At 59.1% G+C, this 23,909-nt stretch carries 24 protein-coding genes; 16 read left to right on the forward strand and 8 right to left on the reverse strand.

The genetic code is table 11. The features are described from left to right. Positions 1-40 precede the first annotated feature (40 nt). From tilS to M017_RS0106240, 3 genes are read right to left on the reverse strand one after another with little or no spacing between them, the layout of a single operon-like run. Positions 41-1,420 (reverse strand): tRNA lysidine(34) synthetase TilS, encoded by a 1,380-nt coding sequence (gene tilS / locus M017_RS0106230; protein ID WP_155121278.1) that lies wholly within the window; start codon positions 1,418-1,420, stop codon positions 41-43. Between the two features lie 2 nt (positions 1,421-1,422). Further along, positions 1,423-2,094 (reverse strand): exosortase C-terminal domain/associated protein EpsI, encoded by a 672-nt coding sequence (locus tag M017_RS0106235; protein ID WP_031496634.1) that lies wholly within the window; start codon positions 2,092-2,094, stop codon positions 1,423-1,425. Beyond that, positions 2,063-2,992: an exosortase/archaeosortase family protein gene (locus M017_RS0106240; protein WP_080507538.1), complete on the reverse strand. Its 930-nt coding sequence runs from the start codon at positions 2,990-2,992 to the stop codon at positions 2,063-2,065. Before M017_RS0106240 ends, M017_RS0106235 begins: the two co-directional genes overlap by 32 nt. 103 nt (positions 2,993-3,095) lie before the next feature. Here M017_RS0106240 and M017_RS0106245 point away from each other — a divergent pair, with 103 nt between their 5' ends. Genes M017_RS0106245 through M017_RS0106255 form a run of 3 tightly spaced genes read left to right on the forward strand, consistent with a single transcriptional unit; the run spans position 3,096 to position 8,050 of the window. Further along, entirely contained in the window at positions 3,096-4,826 is a 1,731-nt protein-coding gene (locus M017_RS0106245) for a SpoIVB peptidase S55 domain-containing protein (protein WP_031496636.1), read from the forward strand. Then, complete coding sequence (locus M017_RS0106250) at positions 4,826-6,982, forward strand: hypothetical protein (RefSeq protein ID WP_031496638.1); 2,157 nt, start codon at positions 4,826-4,828, stop codon at positions 6,980-6,982. The genes M017_RS0106245 and M017_RS0106250 overlap by 1 nt, the downstream gene beginning before the upstream one ends. 3 nt (positions 6,983-6,985) lie before the next feature. Beyond that, positions 6,986-8,050, forward strand: a complete 1,065-nt coding sequence (locus tag M017_RS0106255; RefSeq protein ID WP_031496640.1) for a serine hydrolase domain-containing protein — start codon at positions 6,986-6,988, stop codon at positions 8,048-8,050. Here the strand turns inward: M017_RS0106255 and pyk are convergent. After that, the gene (gene pyk / locus M017_RS0106260; RefSeq protein ID WP_031496641.1) at positions 8,047-9,474 is read right to left on the reverse strand and encodes a pyruvate kinase; all 1,428 of its coding nucleotides are present in this window, start codon (positions 9,472-9,474) and stop codon (positions 8,047-8,049) included. The genes M017_RS0106255 and pyk overlap by 4 nt on opposite strands. Before the next feature lie 54 nt (positions 9,475-9,528). On the opposite strand from pyk, the gene uppP reads away from it, so the two are divergent. The 6 genes from uppP to M017_RS0106290 all read left to right on the forward strand — a co-directional run bounded on the left by uppP (position 9,529) and on the right by M017_RS0106290 (position 15,219). Then, positions 9,529-10,350 carry an undecaprenyl-diphosphatase UppP gene (uppP, locus tag M017_RS0106265; protein ID WP_031496642.1) on the forward strand — a complete coding sequence of 274 codons (822 nt, stop codon included), beginning with the start codon at positions 9,529-9,531 and terminating at the stop codon, positions 10,348-10,350. Then, entirely contained in the window at positions 10,347-12,803 is a 2,457-nt protein-coding gene (locus M017_RS0106270) for a DNA translocase FtsK (RefSeq protein ID WP_031496643.1), read from the forward strand. The genes uppP and M017_RS0106270 overlap by 4 nt, the downstream gene beginning before the upstream one ends. Before the next feature lie 75 nt (positions 12,804-12,878). Next, positions 12,879-13,544 carry a helix-turn-helix domain-containing protein gene (locus M017_RS26350; protein ID WP_035957697.1) on the forward strand — a complete coding sequence of 222 codons (666 nt, stop codon included), beginning with the start codon at positions 12,879-12,881 and terminating at the stop codon, positions 13,542-13,544. Next, positions 13,531-14,076: a DUF6036 family nucleotidyltransferase gene (locus M017_RS0106280; protein ID WP_031496646.1), complete on the forward strand. Its 546-nt coding sequence runs from the start codon at positions 13,531-13,533 to the stop codon at positions 14,074-14,076. The genes M017_RS26350 and M017_RS0106280 overlap by 14 nt, the downstream gene beginning before the upstream one ends. A 32-nt stretch (positions 14,077-14,108) precedes the next feature. After that, positions 14,109-14,528 carry an antitoxin Xre-like helix-turn-helix domain-containing protein gene (locus M017_RS0106285; RefSeq protein WP_202901621.1) on the forward strand — a complete coding sequence of 140 codons (420 nt, stop codon included), beginning with the start codon at positions 14,109-14,111 and terminating at the stop codon, positions 14,526-14,528. Further along, entirely contained in the window at positions 14,515-15,219 is a 705-nt protein-coding gene (locus M017_RS0106290) for an RES family NAD+ phosphorylase (RefSeq protein ID WP_031496649.1), read from the forward strand. Before M017_RS0106285 ends, M017_RS0106290 begins: the two co-directional genes overlap by 14 nt. A 25-nt stretch (positions 15,220-15,244) precedes the next feature. Here the strand turns inward: M017_RS0106290 and M017_RS0106295 are convergent, their stop codons facing one another. Next, a complete protein-coding gene (locus M017_RS0106295) occupies positions 15,245-15,853 on the reverse strand; it encodes a DinB family protein (RefSeq protein ID WP_031496650.1) in 609 nt (202 codons plus the stop codon). A 101-nt stretch (positions 15,854-15,954) separates the two neighbouring features. Further along, positions 15,955-16,941, reverse strand: a complete 987-nt coding sequence (locus M017_RS0106300; protein ID WP_031496651.1) for a Gfo/Idh/MocA family protein — start codon at positions 16,939-16,941, stop codon at positions 15,955-15,957. Between the two features lie 23 nt (positions 16,942-16,964). Between M017_RS0106300 and aat the strand changes: the two genes are divergently transcribed. Beyond that, positions 16,965-17,573 (forward strand): leucyl/phenylalanyl-tRNA--protein transferase, encoded by a 609-nt coding sequence (gene aat / locus M017_RS0106305; protein ID WP_202901622.1) that lies wholly within the window; start codon positions 16,965-16,967, stop codon positions 17,571-17,573. Here aat and M017_RS0106310 read toward each other — a convergent pair. After that, a complete protein-coding gene (locus tag M017_RS0106310; protein ID WP_155121279.1) occupies positions 17,557-18,165 on the reverse strand; it encodes a PA14 domain-containing protein in 609 nt (202 codons plus the stop codon). The two genes, aat and M017_RS0106310, sit on opposite strands and share 17 nt — an antisense overlap. A gap of 67 nt (positions 18,166-18,232) precedes the next feature. Between M017_RS0106310 and M017_RS0106315 the strand changes: the two genes are divergently transcribed. Then, on the forward strand, positions 18,233-19,285 hold the full coding sequence (locus tag M017_RS0106315; protein ID WP_031496655.1) for an acyltransferase family protein: 1,053 nt from the start codon (positions 18,233-18,235) through the stop codon (positions 19,283-19,285). Here the strand turns inward: M017_RS0106315 and M017_RS0106320 are convergent. Then, positions 19,236-20,447, reverse strand: coding sequence for an MFS transporter (locus M017_RS0106320; protein ID WP_031496656.1), 1,212 nt, complete (start codon positions 20,445-20,447; stop codon positions 19,236-19,238). The genes M017_RS0106315 and M017_RS0106320 overlap by 50 nt on opposite strands. A gap of 87 nt (positions 20,448-20,534) precedes the next feature. Between M017_RS0106320 and M017_RS0106325 the strand changes: the two genes are divergently transcribed. The 5 genes from M017_RS0106325 to M017_RS0106345 are packed head-to-tail and all read left to right on the forward strand — an operon-like array spanning position 20,535 to position 23,908. Further along, the gene (locus tag M017_RS0106325; RefSeq protein ID WP_155121280.1) at positions 20,535-21,074 is read left to right on the forward strand and encodes a hypothetical protein; all 540 of its coding nucleotides are present in this window, start codon (positions 20,535-20,537) and stop codon (positions 21,072-21,074) included. Positions 21,075-21,077: 3 nt separating this feature from the next. Next, positions 21,078-22,109 (forward strand): sensor histidine kinase, encoded by a 1,032-nt coding sequence (locus tag M017_RS27440; RefSeq protein WP_051669559.1) that lies wholly within the window; start codon positions 21,078-21,080, stop codon positions 22,107-22,109. After that, positions 22,103-22,858 carry a LytR/AlgR family response regulator transcription factor gene (locus M017_RS0106335; protein ID WP_031496669.1) on the forward strand — a complete coding sequence of 252 codons (756 nt, stop codon included), beginning with the start codon at positions 22,103-22,105 and terminating at the stop codon, positions 22,856-22,858. Before M017_RS27440 ends, M017_RS0106335 begins: the two co-directional genes overlap by 7 nt. Then, positions 22,859-23,230: a glyoxalase superfamily protein gene (locus tag M017_RS0106340; protein ID WP_031496670.1), complete on the forward strand. Its 372-nt coding sequence runs from the start codon at positions 22,859-22,861 to the stop codon at positions 23,228-23,230. It begins immediately after the preceding gene. A 33-nt stretch (positions 23,231-23,263) separates the two neighbouring features. Next, on the forward strand, positions 23,264-23,908 hold the full coding sequence (locus M017_RS0106345) for a hypothetical protein (protein ID WP_031496671.1): 645 nt from the start codon (positions 23,264-23,266) through the stop codon (positions 23,906-23,908). Position 23,909: the final 1 nt, after the last annotated feature.

The raw sequence follows: 23,909 nt of genomic DNA on the forward strand, positions 1-23,909 counted from the left end.
CTTGATTCATCATCTGCCGAAATCGATCCCAGACTTTTGGCTAGTCGCGACAGTCCGGCATCCATACGAGCCGGAGAGAGGTTCGCGTTCCCGGCCCAGCCGCAAATTCGACCGCTGGGCCAAATTCCGCAGCCCATACCGGAGTATCCCTTAGAACCACTATCGGCCAACTTCGCCGTCTCCATAACGGAATCCGGTGCTTTTGGAACAGCTCCTTCAGCTTTTCAGGGCTCTCAGAACCGATCCGGCGGTAACAATCTCCGGGACGCCAATTCCGAAGCTCCAATGGATTCTCGGAATCCACTGCCGCCCGAAGCCGGTCCCAATCGAGGAGACTATTGTTTCCATTATAAGGATTTCCCGCGTCAATTGTGCTCTGTACGATTCCGGCCCGATCCGGAAGTGTGGCGAGTCCTGGAAATTCCAGCGCAATCCGGTAATTTCGCACACTTCTCGCCGCCAGCACTTCCAAACGAATCCAGCGCAACAATCCAAAGCTGCGCATGAGGTCCAGGCCTGGAATCTGGATGCGTCCATTGCCCTCTGGTTCGAGGGCCAGCCGGATCGCCGCTTCGATATGGGCAAAATCGATGCCCAGCAGATTCCCTTTTACCTGCTCAATCAATTTCCGGACCATCCGGCGTTGCAGTGCGAGCGGGACCAGGCGGAAGCGTTCGCAATCCAATACGATACCGTCTCCCTCCACACTCACCAAGCCTACAAGCGCCTCCTCCACCACGTCGCGCAACCAGCTCTCTTCGTCTGTGGCAATCTCCGCCAGGCCCGCAAGAGCCTGATCGACTTTCGGATTCAGGTTCATGCGAATCAAGGGCATTAGCTCATGACGAATCCAGTTTCTCCGGTAGGCCAAGCGGTCATTCGATGAATCCTCCCGCCAGGCAAAACCGGAAGCATTGAGCCAGTCCCGAATTTCCTGTCGCGTTAGCGCCAGCAAAGGCCGATAGATGCGATGGCGACTGGACTCCGAAATGCCGGACAGGCCCGCAGGTCCTGTCCCCCGGAGAATCCGAAAGAGAAGCGTCTCTGCCTGATCGTCCTGTGTGTGCCCGGTCAGCACCGCATCCACACCGCATTGGGCAAACCACTCGTAGCGCAAGCGGCGCAGCTCTTCCTCGGAATTGTTGCCAGGCGCCACACGCTCCGCCCGGAATTCACAGCCAAGTTCTGCGGCCAGTGCGGCGACAAAAGTCTCATCCTGATCACTCTCGGCCCCACGCAGGCCGTAGTTCATATGGAGAAAAACGACGGGAAGGCCCGCCTCGGCCGCCAAGCGGGCGAGTGCGACAGAATCGCCCCCTCCACTCACGGCAACGCCAATTTTTTGGACTTCCAGAAGAGCCGGAAATCTTCCGACAAATTGCTGGAATGTACCGTGGATGTCCATTCCGCGATGCGGCACGCTTAGGCAGGCAGATATTTCAACAACGGTGTGTAGAAGGACCGCACAAAGTCCTCTGCCGCCGCCAACGCTTTTTCATCCCCGTCATTCCCATTGAGAGGGACCACCACCCGCACAAGGGCCGTATCGGTGCGGTTATCCCTGATCGCGTCGAGCATTGTATAAAGCTTGGCCATGTATTCGCTGGCCACGGCCCGGTCGCGGCTTTGGTACCAGTACAGCACCAGACTCTTTGATTCGCCACGTTGCACGATATAGCGGTTCACCTCGATCGGTTGGCTTCGTCCCGGCAAAGTCAGAGGAATCCGATCGTTCACCGTCCAGGTCCAACCACTACCTGGTAAACAGTTCTTTGGCGAGTGCGGGACAGCACCCGTGCGCTGGCTCCGGAATGCAGCAATAAACAGGTTTGCGCCGACCCCAGCCTGCGAACTCCCGTAGTAGCGCGTCAGTGTGTCGTCCGCCTTGAGGATTGCCTGTGTCGCCTCATCCACAACCCCCTCTTGTGTTTTCGTCCAGGAACCCAACTGATCGGGGAATTGCGACAAGGGCCGTGCGGCAGCCACCTTCTCCGCCTTGGTCAGCAGAAAATAGAGACCGGTCTGGGCCGCGAGAAAAGCGGTCAAGATCAATACGGTCGAACTAAGAAACTGGTTGCGCTTGTGCTCTGGCATGCTGAACTCCCTGATAAAACCAATTTGCGAAACGATGGAAAGCCAAAAGAAGACCAAGAGCGACCATAAAGATCACCCAACCCTCGGCGGTATGAAAGAACCCTTCAGCCCATTCACTTTTGTATTCGTACAAAATCCCGGTCACCGACACACGAAACGCATTTGCGGCAATCGCGATGGGAATCGTAGCGACTAAGAGAAGAGCCCGCATCCAGTTCCGGTCGTCGAAGAAAAAGCCATAGACCAGAGAAAGAAAGGTCAGCGAGAGGAGCGAACGAATCCCGCTACAAGCCTCGACAACAGAGAGCTTATGCTCGGAAAGCTCCAAAACATTGCCATCCCGCAACACCGGAATTCCGAGCAACAGCAATACCTTTTCAGCAACCACGCTCGCAAAAATCTGAAGCGGGAAGGTAATTTGCGTGTAAATTACAGACGGAATCGGCACCATGAAGCACAGGAGAAAGAGCGGAAATGCCAACAGACGGAGCAATTGCCGCCCTCCGACAAAGAACACCATCCCAGTGAGCGTAATGATGATCGAGGTGCGCATGAGGAAAAGTTCAGCAGCAACTGTACCGAGAATGTATTGCACACCGCCATAGAACATGACGGCTAATCCCCAATAATTCCGATGCAATGGAGTGGCCAGGATCTCGTCCTTGCGCAACCATGCGATGCAGAGAGCCACAATCGGGACAAAAAATCCGTGCGACATGTCGTCATCATTCATCCATTGACTCACCAGGCGAGTCAGCATCGGATAGAAGGAGACCAGCATTAGCCCCCCAATCCAGGCCATGGGAGCCCAGGGGATCGAGGGGGTGAACGGGGAAAGCGCGGGACTCAACTTACCAGTTGCCAGGGGTTCGGGATTTACTTGAGCCGGACTACTCATTTGGGGGTCGATTCAGCAAGCCACATCTTCTGCCAACTCCAAGGTACAACAGCCAGAGGAGTCTAAGGAAGCACCCCTCCGCCCTCGCAGGTACAATGTGATCATGCGGCGGGTACTACTGGCCTTCAGTTTCGTAATCTCGCTCGCCTTCTCCCAACCTGCCACCCTCCCGGTTTCTGCCCTCCGTCCCGACATGCCCGGCGTAGCGTTGACTGTTTTTCGGGGCCAAAACCCTGAGGAATTTCCGCTTCGCATCCTTGGCGTGCTTCGCGATACAGGTCCCGGGCAAGACATCATTTTGGCGCGTCTCCTCACTTCCCGGCTGGAGCTGACCGGGGTGATGCAGGGCATGAGCGGCAGTCCTGTTTATGTGGACGGAAAGTTGATCGGCGCCATTGCCTTCGCATTTCCTTTTGCAAAAGAGCCCATCTGCGGCATTCGTCCGATTGCTGAGATGCTGGCCTCCGCCCCGGCAGCGATGCCTCATGCGGCCAAGCTGCACCTGGGTTCGCCACAACTTATTGCGACACCGGAAACGCCCCCACCAGCAGGTACCGCCGCGATTCCAGTTTTGACACCGATTTCTCTCGCGGGCTTTAGCGCCGCGACGTTACAGTACTTTGGCCCGCAGTTGCAGCAGATGGGCTTTGCCCTCCAACAGGGGGTATCTGGCAATCAGCCCACCAGTCCCGCGTCCCCGCTTCGTCCTGGGGACATGATCTCGGTGCAACTGCTGAGCGGCGATATGTCTGCCGGAGCGGACGGCACCGTCACACATATTGCCGGGAAGCAGCTTTATGCGTTTGGACACCGTTTTTTCGGCGGTGGGGCAGTCGATTTTCCGTTTTCCAAGGCCGAGGTCATCACACCACTCCCCAACCTGAATACGTCCTTTAAGATCAGTCAATCGTTGCAGCCGATGGGCTCTATCCTCTTTGATGGCGATGCTGCCGTTTCCGGCGAGCTCAACCGCTTTCCGAAGCTCACGCCGCTCCTCATCCGCTACCGCGATGGCGTCACCAGCCGCGACTATAAGATCGACATGGTCCGCCATACCGTCCTCTCGCCGTTGCTGCTCCAGATGGCAATCTTCTCTACCGTCGATCATCACTTTCGCAGCGGGAGTACTGGAACCATCGACCTCAAGGGAAGCATCCAGTACCCTGGACAGCCCTCGCCATTGCTCATCGAGGGCCATTACTCGGGCGATTCCAATCTGCCAATTGCCGCATCCCTTGGCGGGGCGATTCCTTTTGCCTTCTTCCAACAGCACAGTGCCGAAACTCTGCTGCCAGAATCGATTCGCTTCGACATCACCGCGCAGCCGGCGCGCAAGCAATGGGTGATTGATTCGGTATCGCTCTCCCGGCGCAGCGCCAAGCCTGGAGAGGCGCTCGTCATCCAGACTCACCTCACCAATACCGATGGAACCGAACGGATCATTGACACGCCCTTCACCCCGCCTTCCTGGCTCCCCGGCGGAGAAACACTCACCATTAGCGTCCTCGATTCCTTTGCGGCCAATCTGCTCGATTTCCGGTCCTTCTACCAAGCCGGAGGCCCCGTCTTCCGGTCCCCTGCCGAGCTCATCCAGGTGCTCAACACGCTACACCCGGGCAACGCGTTCTACGTGCGCGTCATGCGCTCAGCGCCAGCGTTCCAGTCCGCCTCGCGTGACCTGTCCAACCTTCCCCCTTCCATCGCCGCTACACTCCAAAAGACTCCAGGCGCTTATCTGCCGACCTACCAGTCTCGCCTCATCGACCAGGAAACCCGCCTGCCTGATGGGGTGGTTGCAGGCTCCCGAACTGCCACTCTCGAGATCGAAAAGTAATGATTTACCTGCTCTGTCTGGTGCTTGCCTCTAGCCCCACTTCCTGGGAACTGTCCCAGTATGGCGATTTCGTAAAAGGGAAGCTGAAGAACATCTCGCTCACCCGGGATGGGGTGCTTATCCCCGGCCCCGCCATTGCGGCATCTTATGCGCTGAACGATGTCTCGTTGTGGTCGCTGGCCCAAGCCCCGGATGGCTCCGTCTATTTGGGCACTGGCCCCAAGGGCCATGTTTACCGCCTTGCACCGAACGCCAAGACGCCGGAACTCTTCGCCACCGTTCCAGATCCGCATATCTTTGCGCTCGCCGTGAATCCGGCAGGAGAGGTCTTTGCCGCCTCTTCCCCCGGGGGCAACATCTACCGGCTCACGCCCAACCAGGCAACACTCTACGCCCGCACGGGCGCCAAGTTCATCTGGTCCCTGCTTGCCACACGGGACGCCGTATTTGCAGGAGGAGGCGACGACGGTAGGGTCTACCGCACAACAGCCACAAGCAGTGAGGTTTATTATGATTCCAGCCAGTCCAATATCACCAGCCTGGCTCTCACACCCGATGGCACGTTGCTCGCAGGTTCTGACCCGAATGGAATTCTGTTTCGCATCCCGGCCAAAGGCAGCGCCCAGATCCTCTATGACGCCCCCTTCACCGAGATCCGGAGCGTAGTACCAGGCACGAAGGGAGAGATCTACTTTCTGGCCATGGGCGGCGTAGCAGCTCGCCGATCCCAATCCACAACACCCGCAGCCGGCGCAGCCACCACCGGGCTCCCCCAGGTCACCACTACCCTGACCGTCACGGAAGAAGCACAAGCCGGCATCGATCTCAAGCCCAAGCCCTCACCCCCCACCACCACAGGCACGACCACCACGGCCACACCCGCCATCACCAGCACTCTCGACGTCCCCGGCCTCGATCGCTCCGCGATCTTCAGACTGAACCCTGACCTTACCGTTGACTCGCTCTTTGTCACCAAAGAGGAGAGCATCTATGACATCGCGCTGTCGGGCGGCAAACTCTATTTCTCGAGCGACAATCATGGCCGCATTTACCGTCTCGATGCAGACCGCAGTCCTTCTCTGCTTGTAGAAACGGGCGAAACAGAAATCGGCCGTATTGTTCCAACGCCAACCACTTGGCTCGCACTCGCCACCACCGCCCCTAAGCTCCTTGTGCTGGCGAATACCCCTACGCCGCCTTATTCCTACGAGTCTCCGGTCCATGAGGCCAGCAACATTGCGCGCTGGGGTGCGCTCAACGCCGTCGCGAACACAGCGCTTCGCTTTGAAACCCGCAGTGGCAATGCGGCAAAACCGGATGCGACCTGGTCTTCATGGCAGCCCTTAAACGGGTCGAACATCCAAAGCCCGACCAGCCGCTATATCCAATGGCGCTTCACAACAGACTCGAACTTCGCACTCCGCGCTACTTCGCTGCATTACCTGCCACGCAACCAGCCGCCGATCGTGAAATCACTCACCGCAGTACTGGCCATGGTCCCGTCCAATGCACCCAAGCCGCAGGCTGCCGCATCGTCAAGCTCCACCTATACGCTCACCATTACCGACACGGGAGAAGCAAGCAGTTCTACCAGCGCGGGAACCGCATCGCTGCTCGCCACGCGGCCCGCCGGGCGGCAACTGATGCTGAGCTGGGTGGCCGAAGACCCCGATAACGACATCCTCCAGTATTCGCTGCAGTTCCGCGCCGAAGACGAATCCGAATGGAAATTCTTAAAGCAGGACACGACGGAATCCAGCTTCACGATTGACGCCGATACTCTTGCCGACGGCCGCTATCTCTTCCGTCTCATCGCGAGCGACATCCTATCGAACTCAACGTCCACCGCGCGCGCAGCAGACTTCACCAGCGTGCCGGTCCAGCTCGATCAAACACCTCCAGTGATCGAGGCCTCCATCACTGGGAATACGCTCCAGGTGCACTGCACCGATGCGGCGTCTCCGATTCGCCGGATGGAATACTCGATCAATGCCGGCCGATGGATTGTGCTCGATGCCTCTGATGGCATTTTTGATTCGCGAGACGAATCCGCTTCCACACAGATTACGCTGCCGCCCGGCGAATCGATCGTGACCGTACGAGCCTTCGACGCTTCTTTGAACGTTGCGCTCAAAAAACTCGTACTCAAGCGATAGCAAATGAATTCCAAACTCTCCCCATCCTCCCGGCGCGAATGGCTTCTTCTGTGTGGCGCGGCTAGCCTCTCTGCATCTGGCAACCCGGTTGCCGAAACATTCGCAAAGACCCAACCCTTTTATGGCTTGGTCATGCTCGGCAAACGGGGAAAAATGAGCTACGCCAAAGCGTTTGGCGCCGCCAATATTGAAGAACACAAAGCGCTTAGCCTCACGACTCCCTTTGCCATTGGCTCCATCTCAAAATGGCTGAGCACCACGACCGTTCTGAAACTTGTGGAGCAGAACAAACTCAGCCTGGACGCAACCATCCTCAGCTACCTGCCCCAGTACCGGGCCGATACCGGCTCCAAGGTCACGCTGAGGCATCTCCTCTGCAATGCCAGCGGCATCCCCAACCTCTTCCCCTCCTCCGGCAAAGCCGACCCCGCTGTCCTGATGCGACTGACGGCACAAGAAGCGCTCGAACAGTTCTGCCAGGGCGATCTCAACGCCGTACCGGGCACAAAGTTCGACTACGCAATCACCAACTGGATCATCGTCTACCGCATTCTCGAGACAGTCACCGGCTTGCCTTACGAGCAGGCGATGCGCCAACTCACGCTCGATCCACTACAACTCAGCAGCACACGGGCAGATCAGTCCTATGCGGATTCTCCAGCCACGGCCATCTCCTACAGTCGAATACAACCGCCGGAGCGCCGGACCGCACCCCGGCCCTCCTACCTCGCTGCCTCTGGCGGCTATTACAGCACCGCAGCCGACTTAATGAGCGCCGCGCATGCAATTTACGACAAAGGCTTTCTCTCTCCGCAGTCGCTCCGCCAATTCACGCACATCGAAGTCGAAAGCGCCGCCTATGCATTAGGGGGAAGAGTAAAAACACTACAAATCCAGGGCAAGCCTCATCGCTTTGCCTGGGAGACGGGACGAGTCAACGGCTTCCGCTCCGTCCTGGCGCATCGCCTGGACGGAGAAGCAACGGTTGTGATCTTGAACAACACAGACATGTCGCAAAAGACCCTCGACGAATTTGCCTACAGTCTGCTCGACGCCACGTTGCCCTAAGCTGACGGCCACTCGACGGCCCGGTGCAGCTTCAACATATTGGTGCTGCCCGGAATCCCAATCGGTTGCCCGCTGACAAAAACGATCTGATCGTTCGGCTTGATATAACCACGGCGCTGCAGTTCCTGATCCATCTGCACCAGCATCTCGTCGGTGGAGGCCGGCGTCGGCATCACAATCGGCGTCACGCCATAAATCATCGACAACTGCCGGGCAGCGTCCTCAAAAGGCGTAAAGGCGTAGATCGGCACAGGCGGCCGGAAGCGGCTGATCAAGCGGGCCGTCCCACCACTGGCGGTAAACACCACGATCGCCGCGACGCCCAGATAACGGCCTGCCCGGTAAGCGGAATCGGCAATGATTTCTGAGTGCGTCGGATTCGCCATCGCCGGCAATTCTTGGTAGCCGCGATAGCGAAGATTCACTTCGGTCTCCATCGCAATCCGGTCCATGACGCTCGCCGCCTCGACAGGATGCTTGCCAGTGGAAGTCTCCGCCGACAACATCACCGCATCGGTGCCGTCATAGATCGCATTCGCAATATCGCTCACTTCCGCGCGCGTTGGAGTAGCGTTCTCGATCATGCTCTCCAGCATCTGCGTCGCAGTAATGACGAACTTGCCCATGCTGCGGGCCCGCTGGATGATCGTCTTCTGGATGGCAGGCACCTTCTCGATGGCCATCTCCACACCCAAATCGCCACGCGCCACCATCACGCCGTCCGTCTCGGCAAGAATCGCATTCAGATTCTCCACCGCCTCCGGCTTTTCAATCTTGGCCACCACCTGAATCTTCGACTCGTGCTCTTCGAGATACAGCTTCAACCGCATCACATCGCTCGGTTGCCGCACAAAGCTCAGCGCGATGAAGTCTACCTTCTCCTCGAGTGCAAATTGCAGATCGGCCTTGTCCTTGCGTGTCAAGGACGGCGTACTCACCGCAACGCCCGGCAGATTGATGCCTTTGCGATTGCTAATCGGCCCGCCAATCATCACTTCGCAACGCGCCGCCACACCATCGGTCGACAACACGCGCAGCTTCACGGAACCATCGGCAATCAACACAAAATTCCCCGGCCGCACGTCACGCGCAAACTCGGCATAACTGGTGGAGGCAATCTTTTCGGTGCCCAACACCTGCTCCGTCGTGAGTGTGAAGACATTGCCTTCCACCAACACACAACCGCCATTTTCAAACTCACCCAGCCGAATCTTCGGACCCTGCAGATCCACAAGAACTCCAGCGTGAATCCCCATCTCTGTTGCGATCTCACGTACCAAACGGATTCGCTTGACGTGGTCTTCCTTCTGTCCATGGCTTGCGTTGATGCGAAAAATATCGACACCAGCGGTCAGAAGCTTTCGGATCATCTCAGGGGAATCCGTTGCGGGTCCCAGGGTGGCTACGATTTTTGTACTTGGCATTCGGTTTAGATCATTTAACGTGGGGAAGGCACACGGGGCCTTACAATACCCATTATGCCCGTCTATCAGGCAATCGTCCTCGCGATTGTCCAAGGATTCACCGAGTTTTTACCTGTTAGTAGTTCTGCTCATCTTTTCCTGGTCCCCTGGATGCTGGGATGGCCCGATCAGGGCCTTGACTTCGACATTGCGCTTCATATCGGGACACTTTTTGCAGTTCTCATCTATTTTTTTAAAGACTGGCTCCAGATCCTCTCGCAGGGATTTGGCCTGCAATGGGGCGACGATCCGGAACTGAAACAAGCGCCCAAGCTCCTCTGGTACCTTGCGCTGGCCTCTGTCCCGGCCGGCATTGCCGGTGGACTCTTTAAGGACAGCATCGAAACCGGCTTGCGCAATCCCTACATCATGGGCACCATGCTCATCCTCATCGGCATCCTGCTCTGGCTCGCCGAACGCTACAGCTGGCGTGAAAAGCATATTGGCGAGATGACCCTGACGGACACGCTCCTGGTGGGCGTCTCTCAGACTCTTGCCCTCATTCCCGGCACCTCTCGCAGCGGCATCACGATCTCCACCGCCCTGTTCCGCGGCCTCACCTATTCAGCCGCAGCCCGCTTCTCTTTCCTGCTCTCCACGCCCATCATTGCGGCTTCTGGATTGAAGTCTGTCTACGACCTCAAGAAGCATGGGCTCAGCGAAGGCCAACTGACGCCCTTCCTCATCGGCATCGCCGTCAGTGGCATTGTCGGCCTCGGCGTGATCGCCTTTTTCCTCAGAGTTATCAGAAAGCACGGACTCAAGCCCTTCATCGCCTACCGAATCGTCTTTGGTATATTGGTGATCGCTCTGGCATTTGTCCGTTCACGCGGATGAAGCTTTTAGGTCCAACCGCTCACAAGCGCCTCAACGAGGCGCTCGCGTTCGTGTTCCTGTTTTTTGGCTTGGCCATCATGCTGAGCCTGATCTCTTACTCGGCCTACGATCCGAGTTGGAACACCGCCACCTCCGTCGTCAAACCCTCCAACCTCGTCGGCCGCTTCGGTTCCCATCTCAGCGATGTTTGTTTCCAGATCTTTGGTCTCTCCAGCTTTGTGATCCCCGCGTTGATTCTGCTGCTCGCCTGGAAGTGGATGCAATCAAAGCCAATTGAAGCAGCCTGGGTCAAGGTGACAGGCGCCGTTCTCTTTGTCCTCGGGGCCTGCACCAGCTTCTCGCTCGCTCCCGGCGCGCGTGCCTTTTCCGGTTCGATTCAGGCAGGCGGGCTCTTCGGCACCATCCTCGCGGACCTGATGGTCCACTACTTCAACTTCACCGGAGCCGCCCTGCTCACCGCTGCCGTGCTCGTCGTCTCGTTGTATCTGATTTCCACCTTCTCTGTCGCAATCCTGCTGCAGTGGTGGGCCATCCCGCAAGCGATCTTCCGCTCAATTGGCGCATTCTTTGCAAAGTTCAAACTGCCGAGCTTCCAGTTCAGCCTGCCCAAGCGCAAGCCGGCCAAGGCCAAATCCGCCAAGGCCGACGCGGACGAAGTGCCGTCCCTCCTCCAACGCCGCCGCACGGCACCGCGCCTGACGGAAGACGAAGGCGGCGAGGTCCCCCCTTGGGAGACCCAGACCGTCAGTGCCTCGGTCCCCTCCTTTGATTCCGAGGACAATGAGCCGCAGCAGATGCCACGCCCATCCGCGGACGACGATTACATTCCGATCAAGACTCTCGAGGATGCACCTCCCCCACCGCCCGCTCCCACGCCGGCCAGCAGCAACGTCGCCGTAGCTCCAACGCGAACCCGCTCGCGGGAAGGTGTCCCGAATCTCTATAAGCTGCCCCCCACCGGCATCCTCAACGAGCCGCAGGCCCGCAGCATCTTCGATTCGCAAGAGCTGCGCGAGACGGCATCCCGCATCAAAGAACGCTTTGAGGAATTCGGCGTGCTCGGCAACGTCACCCAGATCAACCCCGGCCCGGTCGTCACCACTTTCGAATTCAAACCCGAGGCCGGCATCAAGTACTCGAAGATTACGAACCTCACGGAAGATCTCTGCCTCGGCCTGCAGGCCGAATCGATCCTCATCGAGCGCATCCCCGGCAAGCCGACCATCGGCATCGAAGTCCCCAATCGCAACAGCGAAGTGATTGCCCTGCGCGAGGTGATCGAAGGCGAAGACTTCCAGGGCAACAGCTCGCGGCTCACCATGTCGCTCGGCAAGGACATCAACGGCCGCATCAAGATCTTCACGCTCGACACGATGCCGCACTTGCTGGTAGCCGGTTCCACCGGCTCGGGCAAGTCCGTCATGTTGAACTCGATGATCATGAGCGTGCTGTACAAGTCGACGCCCGACGAGGTGCGCATGATCATGATCGATCCCAAGCGCGTCGAACTCGGCATTTATGAGGACATTCCGCATCTGCTCACGCCGGTGATCACCGATCCGCGCAAGGCCTCGAACGCGCTCCGCAATGCCGTACTCGAGATGGAGCGCCGCTATAAGCTGCTCGCCTCGCGCGGCGTCCGTAACATCGACCAGTTCAATCGCAAAATGCGCCAGCTCGCCAACGAGCCCCGCAATCTCTTTGACGAGGATGCAAACCCCGAGGGCATGCTCGAAGAGGATGTCCGGCCGCTCCCCTACATCCTGATCATCATCGACGAGTTGGCCGACCTCATGATGCTCGAGCGCAACAACGTCGAAACCTCGGTCGCCCGCCTCGCGCAGATGGCCCGCGCCGTCGGCATGCACCTGGTGCTGGCCACCCAGCGCCCCAGCGTCGACGTCATCACCGGCGTCATCAAGGCGAATTTCCCGGCCCGCATCAGCTTCCGCGTCGCCACCCGTGTCGACTCGCGCACCATTCTCGACACCATGGGCGCCGAGCACCTGCTCGGCAAGGGCGACATGCTGTTTCTGCCGCCCGCCTCCTCCCGGCTGCACCGCGTCCACGGAGCCTATGTCGGCGAACAGGAGATCAACTCGGTGGTCGAGTTCTGGAAGCGCCAAGCCAAGCCCGAATACGACCAGACCTTCCTCATCGCGCCGCCGAGCGAGGAGACCGAAGACTCCAACGACGAGGACGCCCCCGAGGGCGACGCCGATCCGCTCTACGGAGATGCCGTCAAGGTCATCTGCGAAATGGGTAAAGCCTCGACGTCAATCCTGCAGCGCCGTCTACGCCTCGGCTACGGCCGTGCCGCACGTATGCTCGACCGGATGCAGAAAGAGGGCATCATCGGTCCTCCCGATGGTTCCCGGCCTCGCGAGGTTCTCAAAACCCCCGATTGGCTGCATCGCGACATGAGTCTCGAAGCGGTCGAAGAAGAAGACTAAATCCCCAAGGCCGGCCCACAAAGCCGGCCTTTTCACAAATCTTGCCTTATGCAATAATTATTGCAAGGACACTCCATGCTCTCCGTCCACCGACACCAGCAGGACCTGAACCAGCAGACTTACGCGGCGCTCCTCGGCGTCTCGCAACCCTATCTGTCCCAATTGGAATCCGGTCAGCGCCCGCTGAACGCCAAGCTCCAGGCGAAGCTCTCCTCCGCCTTCGGCCACAAGCCGGCCACGCTGCCGCTGGTGCTTTCAGACACAGGCCTCGACGAAGGTACGCTCGCCGCCACCCTCGCGGCGCTCGGCTATCCCGGATTCGTCCATCTCGAAAAGGGCTCGAAGCTGAATCCAGCCGTGGTCGTCCTCGAATGCCTGCGCCACGCCCAACTCGGCACCCGCCTCGTCGAGGCGCTGCCCTGGCTGCTGCTCCATTTCGAAACGCTCCCTCAGACCTGGCTGGTGAATGAGGCGAAGCTCCGCAACCTGCAGAACCACCTCGGCTATCTCACAGCTCTCGCATTGGAACTCGAAGCCAAACCCCATCTGGCGACGATGCTGGCCCAACTGGAACCCGCCCGTCTCGCCGCCGAGCAGACGCTTTGCAGCAATGGCATGCCAAAGCTCGAGCGGGATTGGCTCCGGGACAGCCGAGCCCCGCTGGCCGCACACTGGAATCTCTTGACCGATCTCCAGTCCGACCGGGTCAGGCGCTGGCTGACGCCCCATGCAGCTCACTGAGCCCTGGGTCAGCGGTCTCGCAGAATTCGACCGTCAGCTCTCCATGCCCATCAGCCTCACCTGCATGGGCGGTTTTGCCATGACCATCGGCTATGGCATGCCACGCGCCACCGTCGACATCGATGCCTGTTCCCTCGCACCGCTCGACCAATCGAAAGAAGTGGATGAGCTTGCCGGACGGGGCTCCCCACTCCACCGCAAATACGGCATCTACATCCAGCAAGTGAACATCGTCAGCCCGCCTTGCGATCACACGGAGCGGCTCATCCCGATCGAGGCCCCGACGCTCCAGAAACTCAAACTCTTCGTCCTCGAAGCGCACGATCTGGCTCTTTCGAAACTGGAACGCAACAGCCAGACCGATCGCGAAGACGTGCGCTATCTGGTCGAAAGAGGGCTTCTCGATTCGCACACTCTGCAATTGCGCTACTACGAGGAACAGCGCAGCTACCTGATTGGCGACCTCCGGCGATTCGATCGAGCTTTCGATTTCTGGCTGCAACTCTACTGGCCGGAAGAGTTTCCCAGCTAGCGAATCTCTTGTTTCCTGAGAAAAATCTACGTATGATTCTTGCAGGAGAGTTCAGCATCGGAAACCCTAAAATGCAGCGTGCAGGAGAGAGCACGCAGTCGGAGGCGGCACGCGAAACTCTCACCCACGCCGTCCTCAAAGCGGCTACGCTATTGCAGGTCTCGCAATCCGACCTCGCTCAGATTCTCGGCATCAGCCCGGCGAGCATTTCGCGCATGGGGAATGGCCGCTATCGCCTCGACCCCGCATCGAAGGAATGGCAGCTCGGAGCGCTCTTCGTGAGACTCTTCCGTTCCCTCGATTCGATTACCGGGGGCAACGACGAACTCTCCCGCCGCTGGCTGCATAGCGAGAATCAAGCCCTTCAGGCCGTTCCAGCCAGTCTGCTCGCCGACATCCCGTCCTTCGTCCGCGTGGTGCAGTATCTGGACTCCTCCCGTGCCCCCATCTGAGGAACTCGCCCCCGCCATTCTGGAAGCCCGCCGCAACGGTCGCTATACCCCGTGGCGCGCCGTTGAAGCCCAGCACGTTGTCTCGACGCTACGCCTCACCAACAACGATCCCGTGCGTCAGGATTTGCTCGAGCGCATCCTCGAAGAAACGAAGCCACCGGCCCCGCCAGCGACTACGGGACTGCATTATCTTCTGGCGACGCCGTTCCGCTACCCACCCTCACCCTATGGATCGCGCTTCCGCGCCTTCCCTGACCCGGGCGTGCTCTACGGAGCCGCTGAACGCCGCACGGCGTGTGCAGAAATGGGCTATTGGCGCTGGCGCTTCACGCAGCAAAGCGCCGGATTGGCGGAGATCCCTGCCGCCCCGCAAACCGTGTTTCGCTTCGGGGTCGCTGGCCGCACTATCAATCTCCAGACACCGCCGCTCACCCAATGGGCAGAGACTTGGCTGCAGACAGAGAACTACGCCGATACGCAGTCCCTCGCTCGGCTGGCGAGAGAACTGGACATCCAGGTCATCCGCTACCGGTCTGTACGCGACCCGATCCGGGCAACCAACTACGCCGTCCTCGACCCCATGGCTCTACGTCCGCAAAGCCCGCTCGAGCGCGAAACCTGGTATCTGACAATCACTCAAACAGGAGCCATCTGGCAACGGGAACACGAACGCTTCGTCTTCGAGTTTTAATCGAAGCTGGAAGGATCTCCATCCGTCAGCGGCCCGGCCGCTCGGTCACGGGTTGACTCCCAGGCCCGGGAAGACCGACCTTCTTTCCGCCAGCCGCCTCGCCGTCCAGCAGCGCCTCCAAACTGTCATAGGGGTAAATCGTCGGCGCATGACTCTGCATCAGGCCGCCTGTATCGGCGCTCGGGCCATAGTTACTGTACTCTTCCCGGCCCAGCATCCGCAGCATCGCCAGTTGCTGGCCCCGGTGATGGGCCGTGTGCGTCATCCGTCGCGTCATGACCCAGGCTCGTGAGCGCTGTACATCGAAGAAGGTCGCCTCCTCCTCCCACCACGCTTCCTCCTTTTCGCGAAGAGCTGCCAAACGCTTGGCGCTATCCTCCGCATACTGGCGCATGAAGGCCAGCCGCGTCTCTTCCTCCGGCAAGGGCGGCGCCCCCACGTCAATCCCCAGCATCGTCCGAAACCAGACGTCCTCACTCACGCACTGGTGCACCATCTGCTCGTGCAAACTGCGACCGCGAGGATCCCGCGGGTGCGGACGAAAGGATAAGTCCTCATCGCGAAACATGCTCCACGCACTGACGACTTTCACCCGCTCCGATTCGTAGCTCTCAAGCAAAAACTCGTATCTCATCGCAAGCGGTCAGCATAACAAGAGCCCCAGCACTCGTTGTGAGCGACGACCGGTAGCAACACCGAAGGATGTGCAAACCCAAGCCGCTCGTCCGGGGCGGGTTATCCCGCAACCGCCTCCCACTTCCCACTCGTCCCACCCCGGAAAATTGCCTCGATCGCTTTCATGTTCGCCAGCGAATCTTCTAATCCCACCGGCACCGGCCCATTCTTCTGGATCGCCTCGCTGAACAGATCCCCCTGGATCGTGTACTGATCGCAAATTGGAAACTCTTCCACCCGCGTCCCATCGAAAATCAAACGCGTCGGCTTGTCTGGCGGCGCGTTGAACGGAATCTCGATCTCAATCTTCGCTTTCGTCCCGAGGATCGTGATCCGCTGATACGGCGCCATCTGCGTCCCGCAGCTAAAGACACACTGCCCCTGCCGATACTCCAGAATCGCGCTCGTCAGCCGATCGACCCCAAAGTCCGGATCGCGCTCAATGCAGCTGGCCACCCGCAGCGGCTCCCCCTCGAAGATCATCCGCGACAGCGTCACCGGATAACAACCGATGTCCATCAACGCGCCGCCGCCCTTCTCGACGCTGTTCCGAATATTCGCCGCATCGCGATTGAAGTAGCTGAAAATCCCAATCATCGCGCGCAGTTCGCCCAGATCGCCATTCTTCACCAGTTCGAGAGAACGAACCCATTGCGGATGCGTCTTCGCCATGAAAGCCTCGCCCACCTTCACCTTATAGCGATCGCGCGCGGCAATCAGTTGTTCTGCCTCAGCGACGCTCAGCCCAATCGGCTTCTCACACAGCACATGCTTGCCGGCCTCCGCGGCGCGGATCGACCACGGCACATGCAGATCGTTTGGCAGTGGATTGTAAATCGCGTCCACATTCGGATCGGCCAAGAGTGCTTCATAACTGCCATAGACTGTCGGGATATCGAGGCGCTCCGCAATCTCCTTCACCTTCTCCGGTTCGCGCGACGCAATCGCAGTCACCACAGACAGCTCGCCCTTCTGCATGCCCGGAATCACCTTCTCGCGCGCAATCTTCGCGTTGCCCAAAACGCCCCAACGAATCTTCGATGCCATCTCTCACCTCTTACACTGGATCTGTGGATGTAATTCGTGTGACCGATCGGCTCGATCCCCACGAGGTTCTTGAAGGTTATCGCAAAGGCGTGTTCCCCATGGGCTATCTGGATGCACCCGTGATCTCTTGGCACTTGCCGGAGCATCGCGGCATTCTGCCCATTGGGCAATTCCATACTTCGCGCAGCCTCGCACACACACTCAAGCGGGCCCGGTTTACGGTCACCTTCGACACCGCCTTTGAACAGGTGATGCGGGCTTGCGCCGCCCGCGGCGAAGGCAGGCCCAAGGACACCTGGATCACCGAACGGATCATTGCCGTCTACGCTGACCTGCATCGCAAAGGCCACGCGCATTCCGTCGAAGTCTGGGTTGATGGCAAGCTGGCCGGCGGCACTTATGGCATCCACCTGGGGAGCGCCTTCTTTGCCGAATCGAAGTTCCACACGGTGCGCGACATGTCGAAGGTTGCGCTCGCCTGTCTGGTCCAGCACCTCCAGGCAAAAGGTTTTACGCTGCTTGACGTGCAGTACTGGACGGAACACCTCTCCCAATTCGGCGTGATCGAGGTCAGCCGCAACCAATACTACGGGCAGTTGCGCGAGGCGCTCCGCCTCAATTGTCAGTTTTGACGCGAATCCCCGGCTTCACGCTCCGCACCACGCCCGTCACCAAATCGGCAGTGTCTTCGGCAGGTTGGAATTCACTCATCCGGAAGACCTGGAAATCCCGTCCCGGACGCGCCACCTGCAGCACCAGGGCCACCGCAAATCGCGGCCCCTGGAAATAGGGCACCCGAATCGTATGGATGCCCCGGCTCAACACCGCACTGCCGCTCATTTCTTCCGCCGGATGCATCCCATCGTTATCGATCACCAGTTGCCCGTCCAGATAGAGCCGCGCCCCATCGTCCGACAACAATCGGAATCGATACTCCCCTTCCGTCTCCACCCAGAAGCGTCCGCCGTAGTCGATCGCGAACCACTCATTGCGGTCCGTAATCCCCGGAAACCCCTTCGCAAAGTCCTGCGGCGGAACATTCAATGCATCCGCATAAATGCTCCCCTTCGGCTTCATCTTCTCGAGCTTCGGCATCTCCTTCGGGTACTTCTTGATGAAGTAGATCTTCCCTTCGAATCCCGAAGAACTCACCACAGTCGTCCCAAAGGTGACTTCTGGCTGCTCTTGCGCAAGCGCCAACAACAGGACTGGCAGTATCCACATCAACCCAAGCTTACGACGCCCTACTCAGGAGTGCGACTGTCTCTGTCATACTCTTCCTGACCCTCCGATGTCCCAGCGCCTCCAGTCCCTCGACGTCTTCCGTGGCCTCACCATCGCCACCATGATTCTGGTGAACAACCCCGGCCCCAGCTTCAGTGTTTACGCGCCTCTGCTACATGCCCATTGGCATGGCTGGACGCCCACCGATATGGTCTTCCCTTTCTTCCTCTGGATCTCGGGCGTCGCGATGACTCTCTCCTTCGCCCGCCGCCGCACAGAAGGATCGGATAAGACCAGGCTTCTGCTCCATACTGCCCGCCGCGCTGGCCTCATCTTCCTGATCGGCTTCCTGTTCAACCTTGTTCCGAAATTCGACTTCGCCCACGTCCGCATCCCCGGCGTCTTGCAGCGCATCGCCGTCTGTTACTTCTTTGCGACGCTGATCTATCTCTACACTTCTCGCCGCGGACAGATCCTCGCGATCCTGGCGCTGTTCGGGGTCTACACCGCAACGATGCTCTACCTGCCCTATCCCGGCGCAGGCAGCGATCCCTGGAGCATCGACTCGAATGCCGCCCGCTATATTGACGGCCTGCTTCTCAAGGACCACATGTGGGCGACCTCGAAGGTCTGGGATCCCGAGGGAATCCTCTCGACGCTCCCGGCCATCGCCACGGTTCTCTGTGGCATCCTCGCGGCCAATTATCTGGTCAGCGGCGCGCTGCTCACCATCGCCGGGCTGCTGCTCGGCACGGTCTTACCGATCAACAAAAGCCTCTGGACTCCCAGCTTTGTCTTACTGATGGCCGGTCTCGCCTCGCTGATCTTCGGCGCGCTGCACTGGTGGATTGATGAAAAGGGAAATCGTCGCGGCTGGAGCTTCTTCCAGATCTACGGCGGCAACGCGATCGTCTCCTTCGTACTCTCGGGCGTCCTTGGCCGCATCCTCGCGCTCACCTCGATCGATGGGATGCCCAGCTCAAAATGGATTCTGACGAATGTCTTCCTGCCGATCGCCAGCCCGGCAAACGCCTCACTGCTCTACGCGATCTCGAATGTCCTGGTGATCTTCAGCGTGGTGTATTGGCTCTATCGGAAGAAAATTCATATCCGTCTCTGAGCCATACCCACAGCAAATACCCGGCGACGGGAAACGCCGTCGCCACCCAAAACGCGTACGAGTAGTTCTTCTGATCAAAGAAGCCGCCAAACAGCGGCGCAGTCATGGCAGTCAAGGCCGAAAAACTCCCCGCGCCCAAACCTGCAATCAGGCCCGCACGGCGATTCCCAAACGCGCTCGTTGCATAGGCAATCCCCCCGACAATAAAGCTGCCGGTGACAAACATGGCCAGAAACAGTTCCCCGAGAAACAAGGGCAAAGAAGCGATCTGTGGCGCAAAAGCCAAGGGCAGGCTAAACACCAAACCGATCCGAAACGCCTTGCCACAGGCATCTTCAATCGAGGACCCACGCTTCACTTGACGATCAATCCACCAGCCCCAGAAGAAGTAACCACACTCCCAACCCGCCGGCGGGATCCACAACACACCTCCCAACGCCTTCTGGCTCAACCCGAAGACCTGCGACAGATACATTCCGGCCATATAGAGAATGAAGCCGAGCGGCACCGCGCCCATTGCATAGGCTGCGACAAAGGCGACCACGCGCGGATCCTTCCACCCAAAGCCTTCGCTGTCGATCTTGGGACGCGCCGCCAGATCGGGCCGGCGGCAGAGAAGCCACCACCAGCACAGCCACACCAAACCGGCTCCGCCCGTCACCCAGAACGCCATCCGCCAGCCAAAGGCCAACGCAATCGGGGTCACAATGAAGGGCGTCAGAATCGCACCCAAGGACCCGCCCGAATAACTCAACGCGATCCCGCGCGAGCGGCGCTCTGGCTCAAGGGTCTGCATCACCGTCCGCAGCGCTCCCGGGAAAGTCGCCCCTTCGCAAAAGCCCAGAGCCGTCCGCAACACTGCAAAGCTACCCAGACCGCCCGCCAAAGCATGCAGTGCGCTCGCCAGACTCCAACCCGCCACCGCCAGCGTCATTCCCGAGCGAACGCCCAGGCGGTCCAGTAGGATGCCCCAAAGCGGATTGCCCAGCATATAGGCGTACGAAAAGGCCGCAACAATCCAGCCATACTCACGTCCCGTGAGCCCCGTTTCCTGCTGGATCGTCGGAATCAAAACCGCAATCGCGTTTCGATCCACATAGCTAATCGTCGACACCAGCATCAGCGCCAGCGCCGGACCCCAAATTCTTCCGAAATTCCGCAACTCTCGATTCTATCCGCTTCATCCTGGAATTCCGCTGTTTCGTCGGAAAAGAGCGACTCTCCCGCAAGAGCCGCTCAAAACTGAAGCATGAAGACAAAGCGAATGCTCCTGCTCCTCGCCGCGATGATCTCTTTCCTCGTTCCCCTCCTCCGCTCCCAGCCGCGCTTGGACCATCTGGTTCGTAACGATTTCTTCTCTGGCTTTGCCGGCAATCGCGAGGCCTTTGAGCGCGGAATGCAACAAGCCGAACAGGTACTCGCCACAGAACCCAATCATGCTGAGGCGCTCGTCTGGCGCGGTGCAGGTGACCGCCTCCCGCCACCTGCACGAGCAACTGGCGCCCCCCTGCGCGAAGATGGCATTTCCGACTATCTTGAGATCTCCGACCAACAGAAGGACCAACTCGACCAGGTTGGCACCCATCCGCGCGGCGAACTGCTCTTCGGCCTGGCAGATGCCTACAGTCGCAATGGCAATCTCGAAAAGGCGGAGCACTTCTTTGACCTGCTTCTCGAATCCTTACCGAACACGGCTTACAACAGGCGTGCCGCACAATGGAAAGAAACGAAACAGCCGCGGCCCCTCGCGCAGACCAACTGCGTCGGCTGCCACACTCCCGGCAAATAGTACATGCGCCTCCTGGTCCGAATCCTCATCACCAACACCGCGATCGCCTTGCTCATGGTGCTGACGATCGCCGCCTTTGATGGTGATTTCCGGCCCTCCCGATGGATCCCTTCCATCTTCATCTCCGGGATCTATTCCATTTCTGTCAGCGGGCTGGCGCTATGGATCATGCCGAAATGCGCGCCTCGCATCGCGGGCTCTTCCCTCGTCCGCTGGGCCAAGATCCTGGGCTTGTTCTCTCTGATTGCGCTCGCTGGAGGCACCATCGCCTATCTCATCCTGACTCTGCAACCCTTCTTCCCCATCCGCATGGGCTATGCCAGCAGTATGCTGATCTGTCTCCTGTTCAGCAATGTCATCGGCTCCGTGTCCTATATCATTGAACACGCGCGCCATCAGGTCCAGGCCAGCAGCCTCGAACTCCGCACCCGCGAGCTCGAGCGCGAACGGGCACTCAAAGCGGCAGCCGATGCGAAGCTCCAAAGTCTCGAATCCCGCGTCCACCCGCACTTCCTCTTCAATACCTTGAATTCCATCTCGAGCCTGGTCCGCTCGAATCCGGCCCAGGCGGAAGCGCTCATTGAGAACCTCGCCGCATTGCTTCGCTTCTCGCTCGACCGGCAGGGGAGGCTCGTCTCTCTCGAGGATGAACTGCGCATCACGCGCGGCTATCTCGAGATCGAGAAGACCCGCTTCGACGAGCGATTGCAGTATCATTTCGATGTTCCGCAAGACTTGCATGCGGTGCAGGTGCCTGCGCTGTCGCTGCAAACTCTCACCGAGAACAGCGTCAAGTACGCAGTCGGCGCACTGCGCAGCGGGGCGCGGATCGAGATCCGCGTGCGGGAGCTCGGCAGCGAGATCGAGTTCGAAGTCCGCGACACCGGGCCGGGCTTCTCACCGGACAGCCTGCCCGCCGGACACGGCCTCGACATGCTGCGCCAGCGCCTCGAAGGAAATTACGGAGCCGGCGCGACCCTCAAGGCACGCCGCCTCGATCCCGGCATGGAGGTCACATTCCGCATCCCATGTTGAACGCATTCCTCGTCGACGACGAACGGCTTGCCGTCGAGCGGCTCACCCGCCTGCTGCAGACCGACCTGCGCATCCGCATCCTCGGCTCTGCCACAGACCCCCAGCTCGCCCTCGAACAGATCGAGTCACTCAAGCCCGACCTCCTCTTCCTCGACATCCAGATGCCGGAGATGGACGGCTTCCAGTTGCTGCAACGCCTCAGCCACCAGCCGCTGGTCATCTTCGCCACCGCCTACGACCAATACGCGCTGCAGGCCTTTGAAACCAACAGCGTCGCCTATCTCTTAAAGCCCATCGAGCAGACAAAACTGACCCAGGCCATCGACAAACTGGAGGCCATTCGTGGAGGCCGCCAGCCGGCGCCCGACCTCAATGCCCTGCTTGCTCACTTTGCGGCGAAGCTCGCCCCCACCTATCCGGAACGTATCAGTTCGAGGAGCGGCGATCGAGTCGAATTCATTGATCTCAGCCGCGTCACCCACTTCTACGCGGAAGACAAACTCTCTTTCGCCGCCACAGAACTCAAGACTTACATCATCGATCAGACGATTACAGAACTCGAAGGGAAGCTCGACCCGGCCCGTTTCTTTCGCATCCACCGCTCGACGCTGGTGAATCTCGCCTGGGTCTCTGAGCTGTATACTTACTTCGGCGGCAAACTGATGCTTCGCTTGAAGGATGCCCAAAAGACAGAGCTCACGGCCTCCAAAGACCGGGCTCGCGAGCTACGCGAGAAATTGGGGTTATAAATGTCCGTCCACTTTGAGAACAGCCAGCCAATTCTGCGCGTCAAGAACATGGCGGAGAGCCTGCACTTCTATGTCGACCTGCTCGGCTTTCGCAATGCGCCCTGGGGCAATTCCGAGTTCACCAGTGTGAACCGCGACCGCGCGGGAATCTATCTCTGCCAAGGGGCACAAGGAGCGCCAGGGACCTGGGTGTGGATCGGAGTCTCGGACGCAGCACAGCTGCACGCGCAGTACCAGGCAAAAGGCGTCCAAATTGTCCTTCCGCCCACCAACTACCCATGGGCCTTGGAGTTCCAGGTTGAGGATCCTGACGGGCACAGACTTCGTTTTGGTTCTGAACCGCTCGAAGAAGATTCACTCCACTCGGATTGAACAAATCCGCGGCGAGCGCGTATTTCCCTAGCGATGCAGCGATCCCATCTCTACCTCTCCTTTCTCATAGCCGCGACATTCGCCAGTGGGCAATCTCTGGCGCCCGGCAACTTAGAGTTGAAAGAAACCCGTGCAGAACAAGTGACTTACAAAGGGCGTCCGGCCATACGCGTCACAGAAGCCGCAGGGACCAACGCCACCAACACCATGACCCTCGTCAAGAACACCTCCTTCGACAACGGGACCATCGAAGTGGAAATCAGCGGCGATACCGCGCCCAATGCGCCGCTAGGCCAACGAGTCTTTGTCGGCATCGCCTTCCGCGTGGCGAACGCACAATATGAGTGCTTCTACATTCGTCCCAAAAACGGACGCTCGGCAGATCAGCTCCAACGCAATCACAGCACGCAGTACATCTCCGAGCCCGGCTATCCATGGGAGAAGCTCCGGGAAGAAACTCCAGGCAAGTATGAGTCCTATGTCGACCTGGTTCCCGGCGAATGGACCAAGCTGAAGATCGAGGTTTCCGGCAAGACAGCACGGCTCTTTGTGGGCAATGCCACGCAGCCGGTGCTGGTGGTACAGGATCTCAAACAGCCGCTCGTCAAAGGAGCCATCGGACTTTGGGTAGGGCCGGGAACCATCGCGCACTTTGCAGACTTGCGCATCCAGCCCTAGC

Source organism: Bryobacter aggregatus MPL3 (assembly GCF_000702445.1).
GTDB classification, from domain to species: Bacteria; Acidobacteriota; Terriglobia; order Bryobacterales; family Bryobacteraceae; genus Bryobacter; species Bryobacter aggregatus.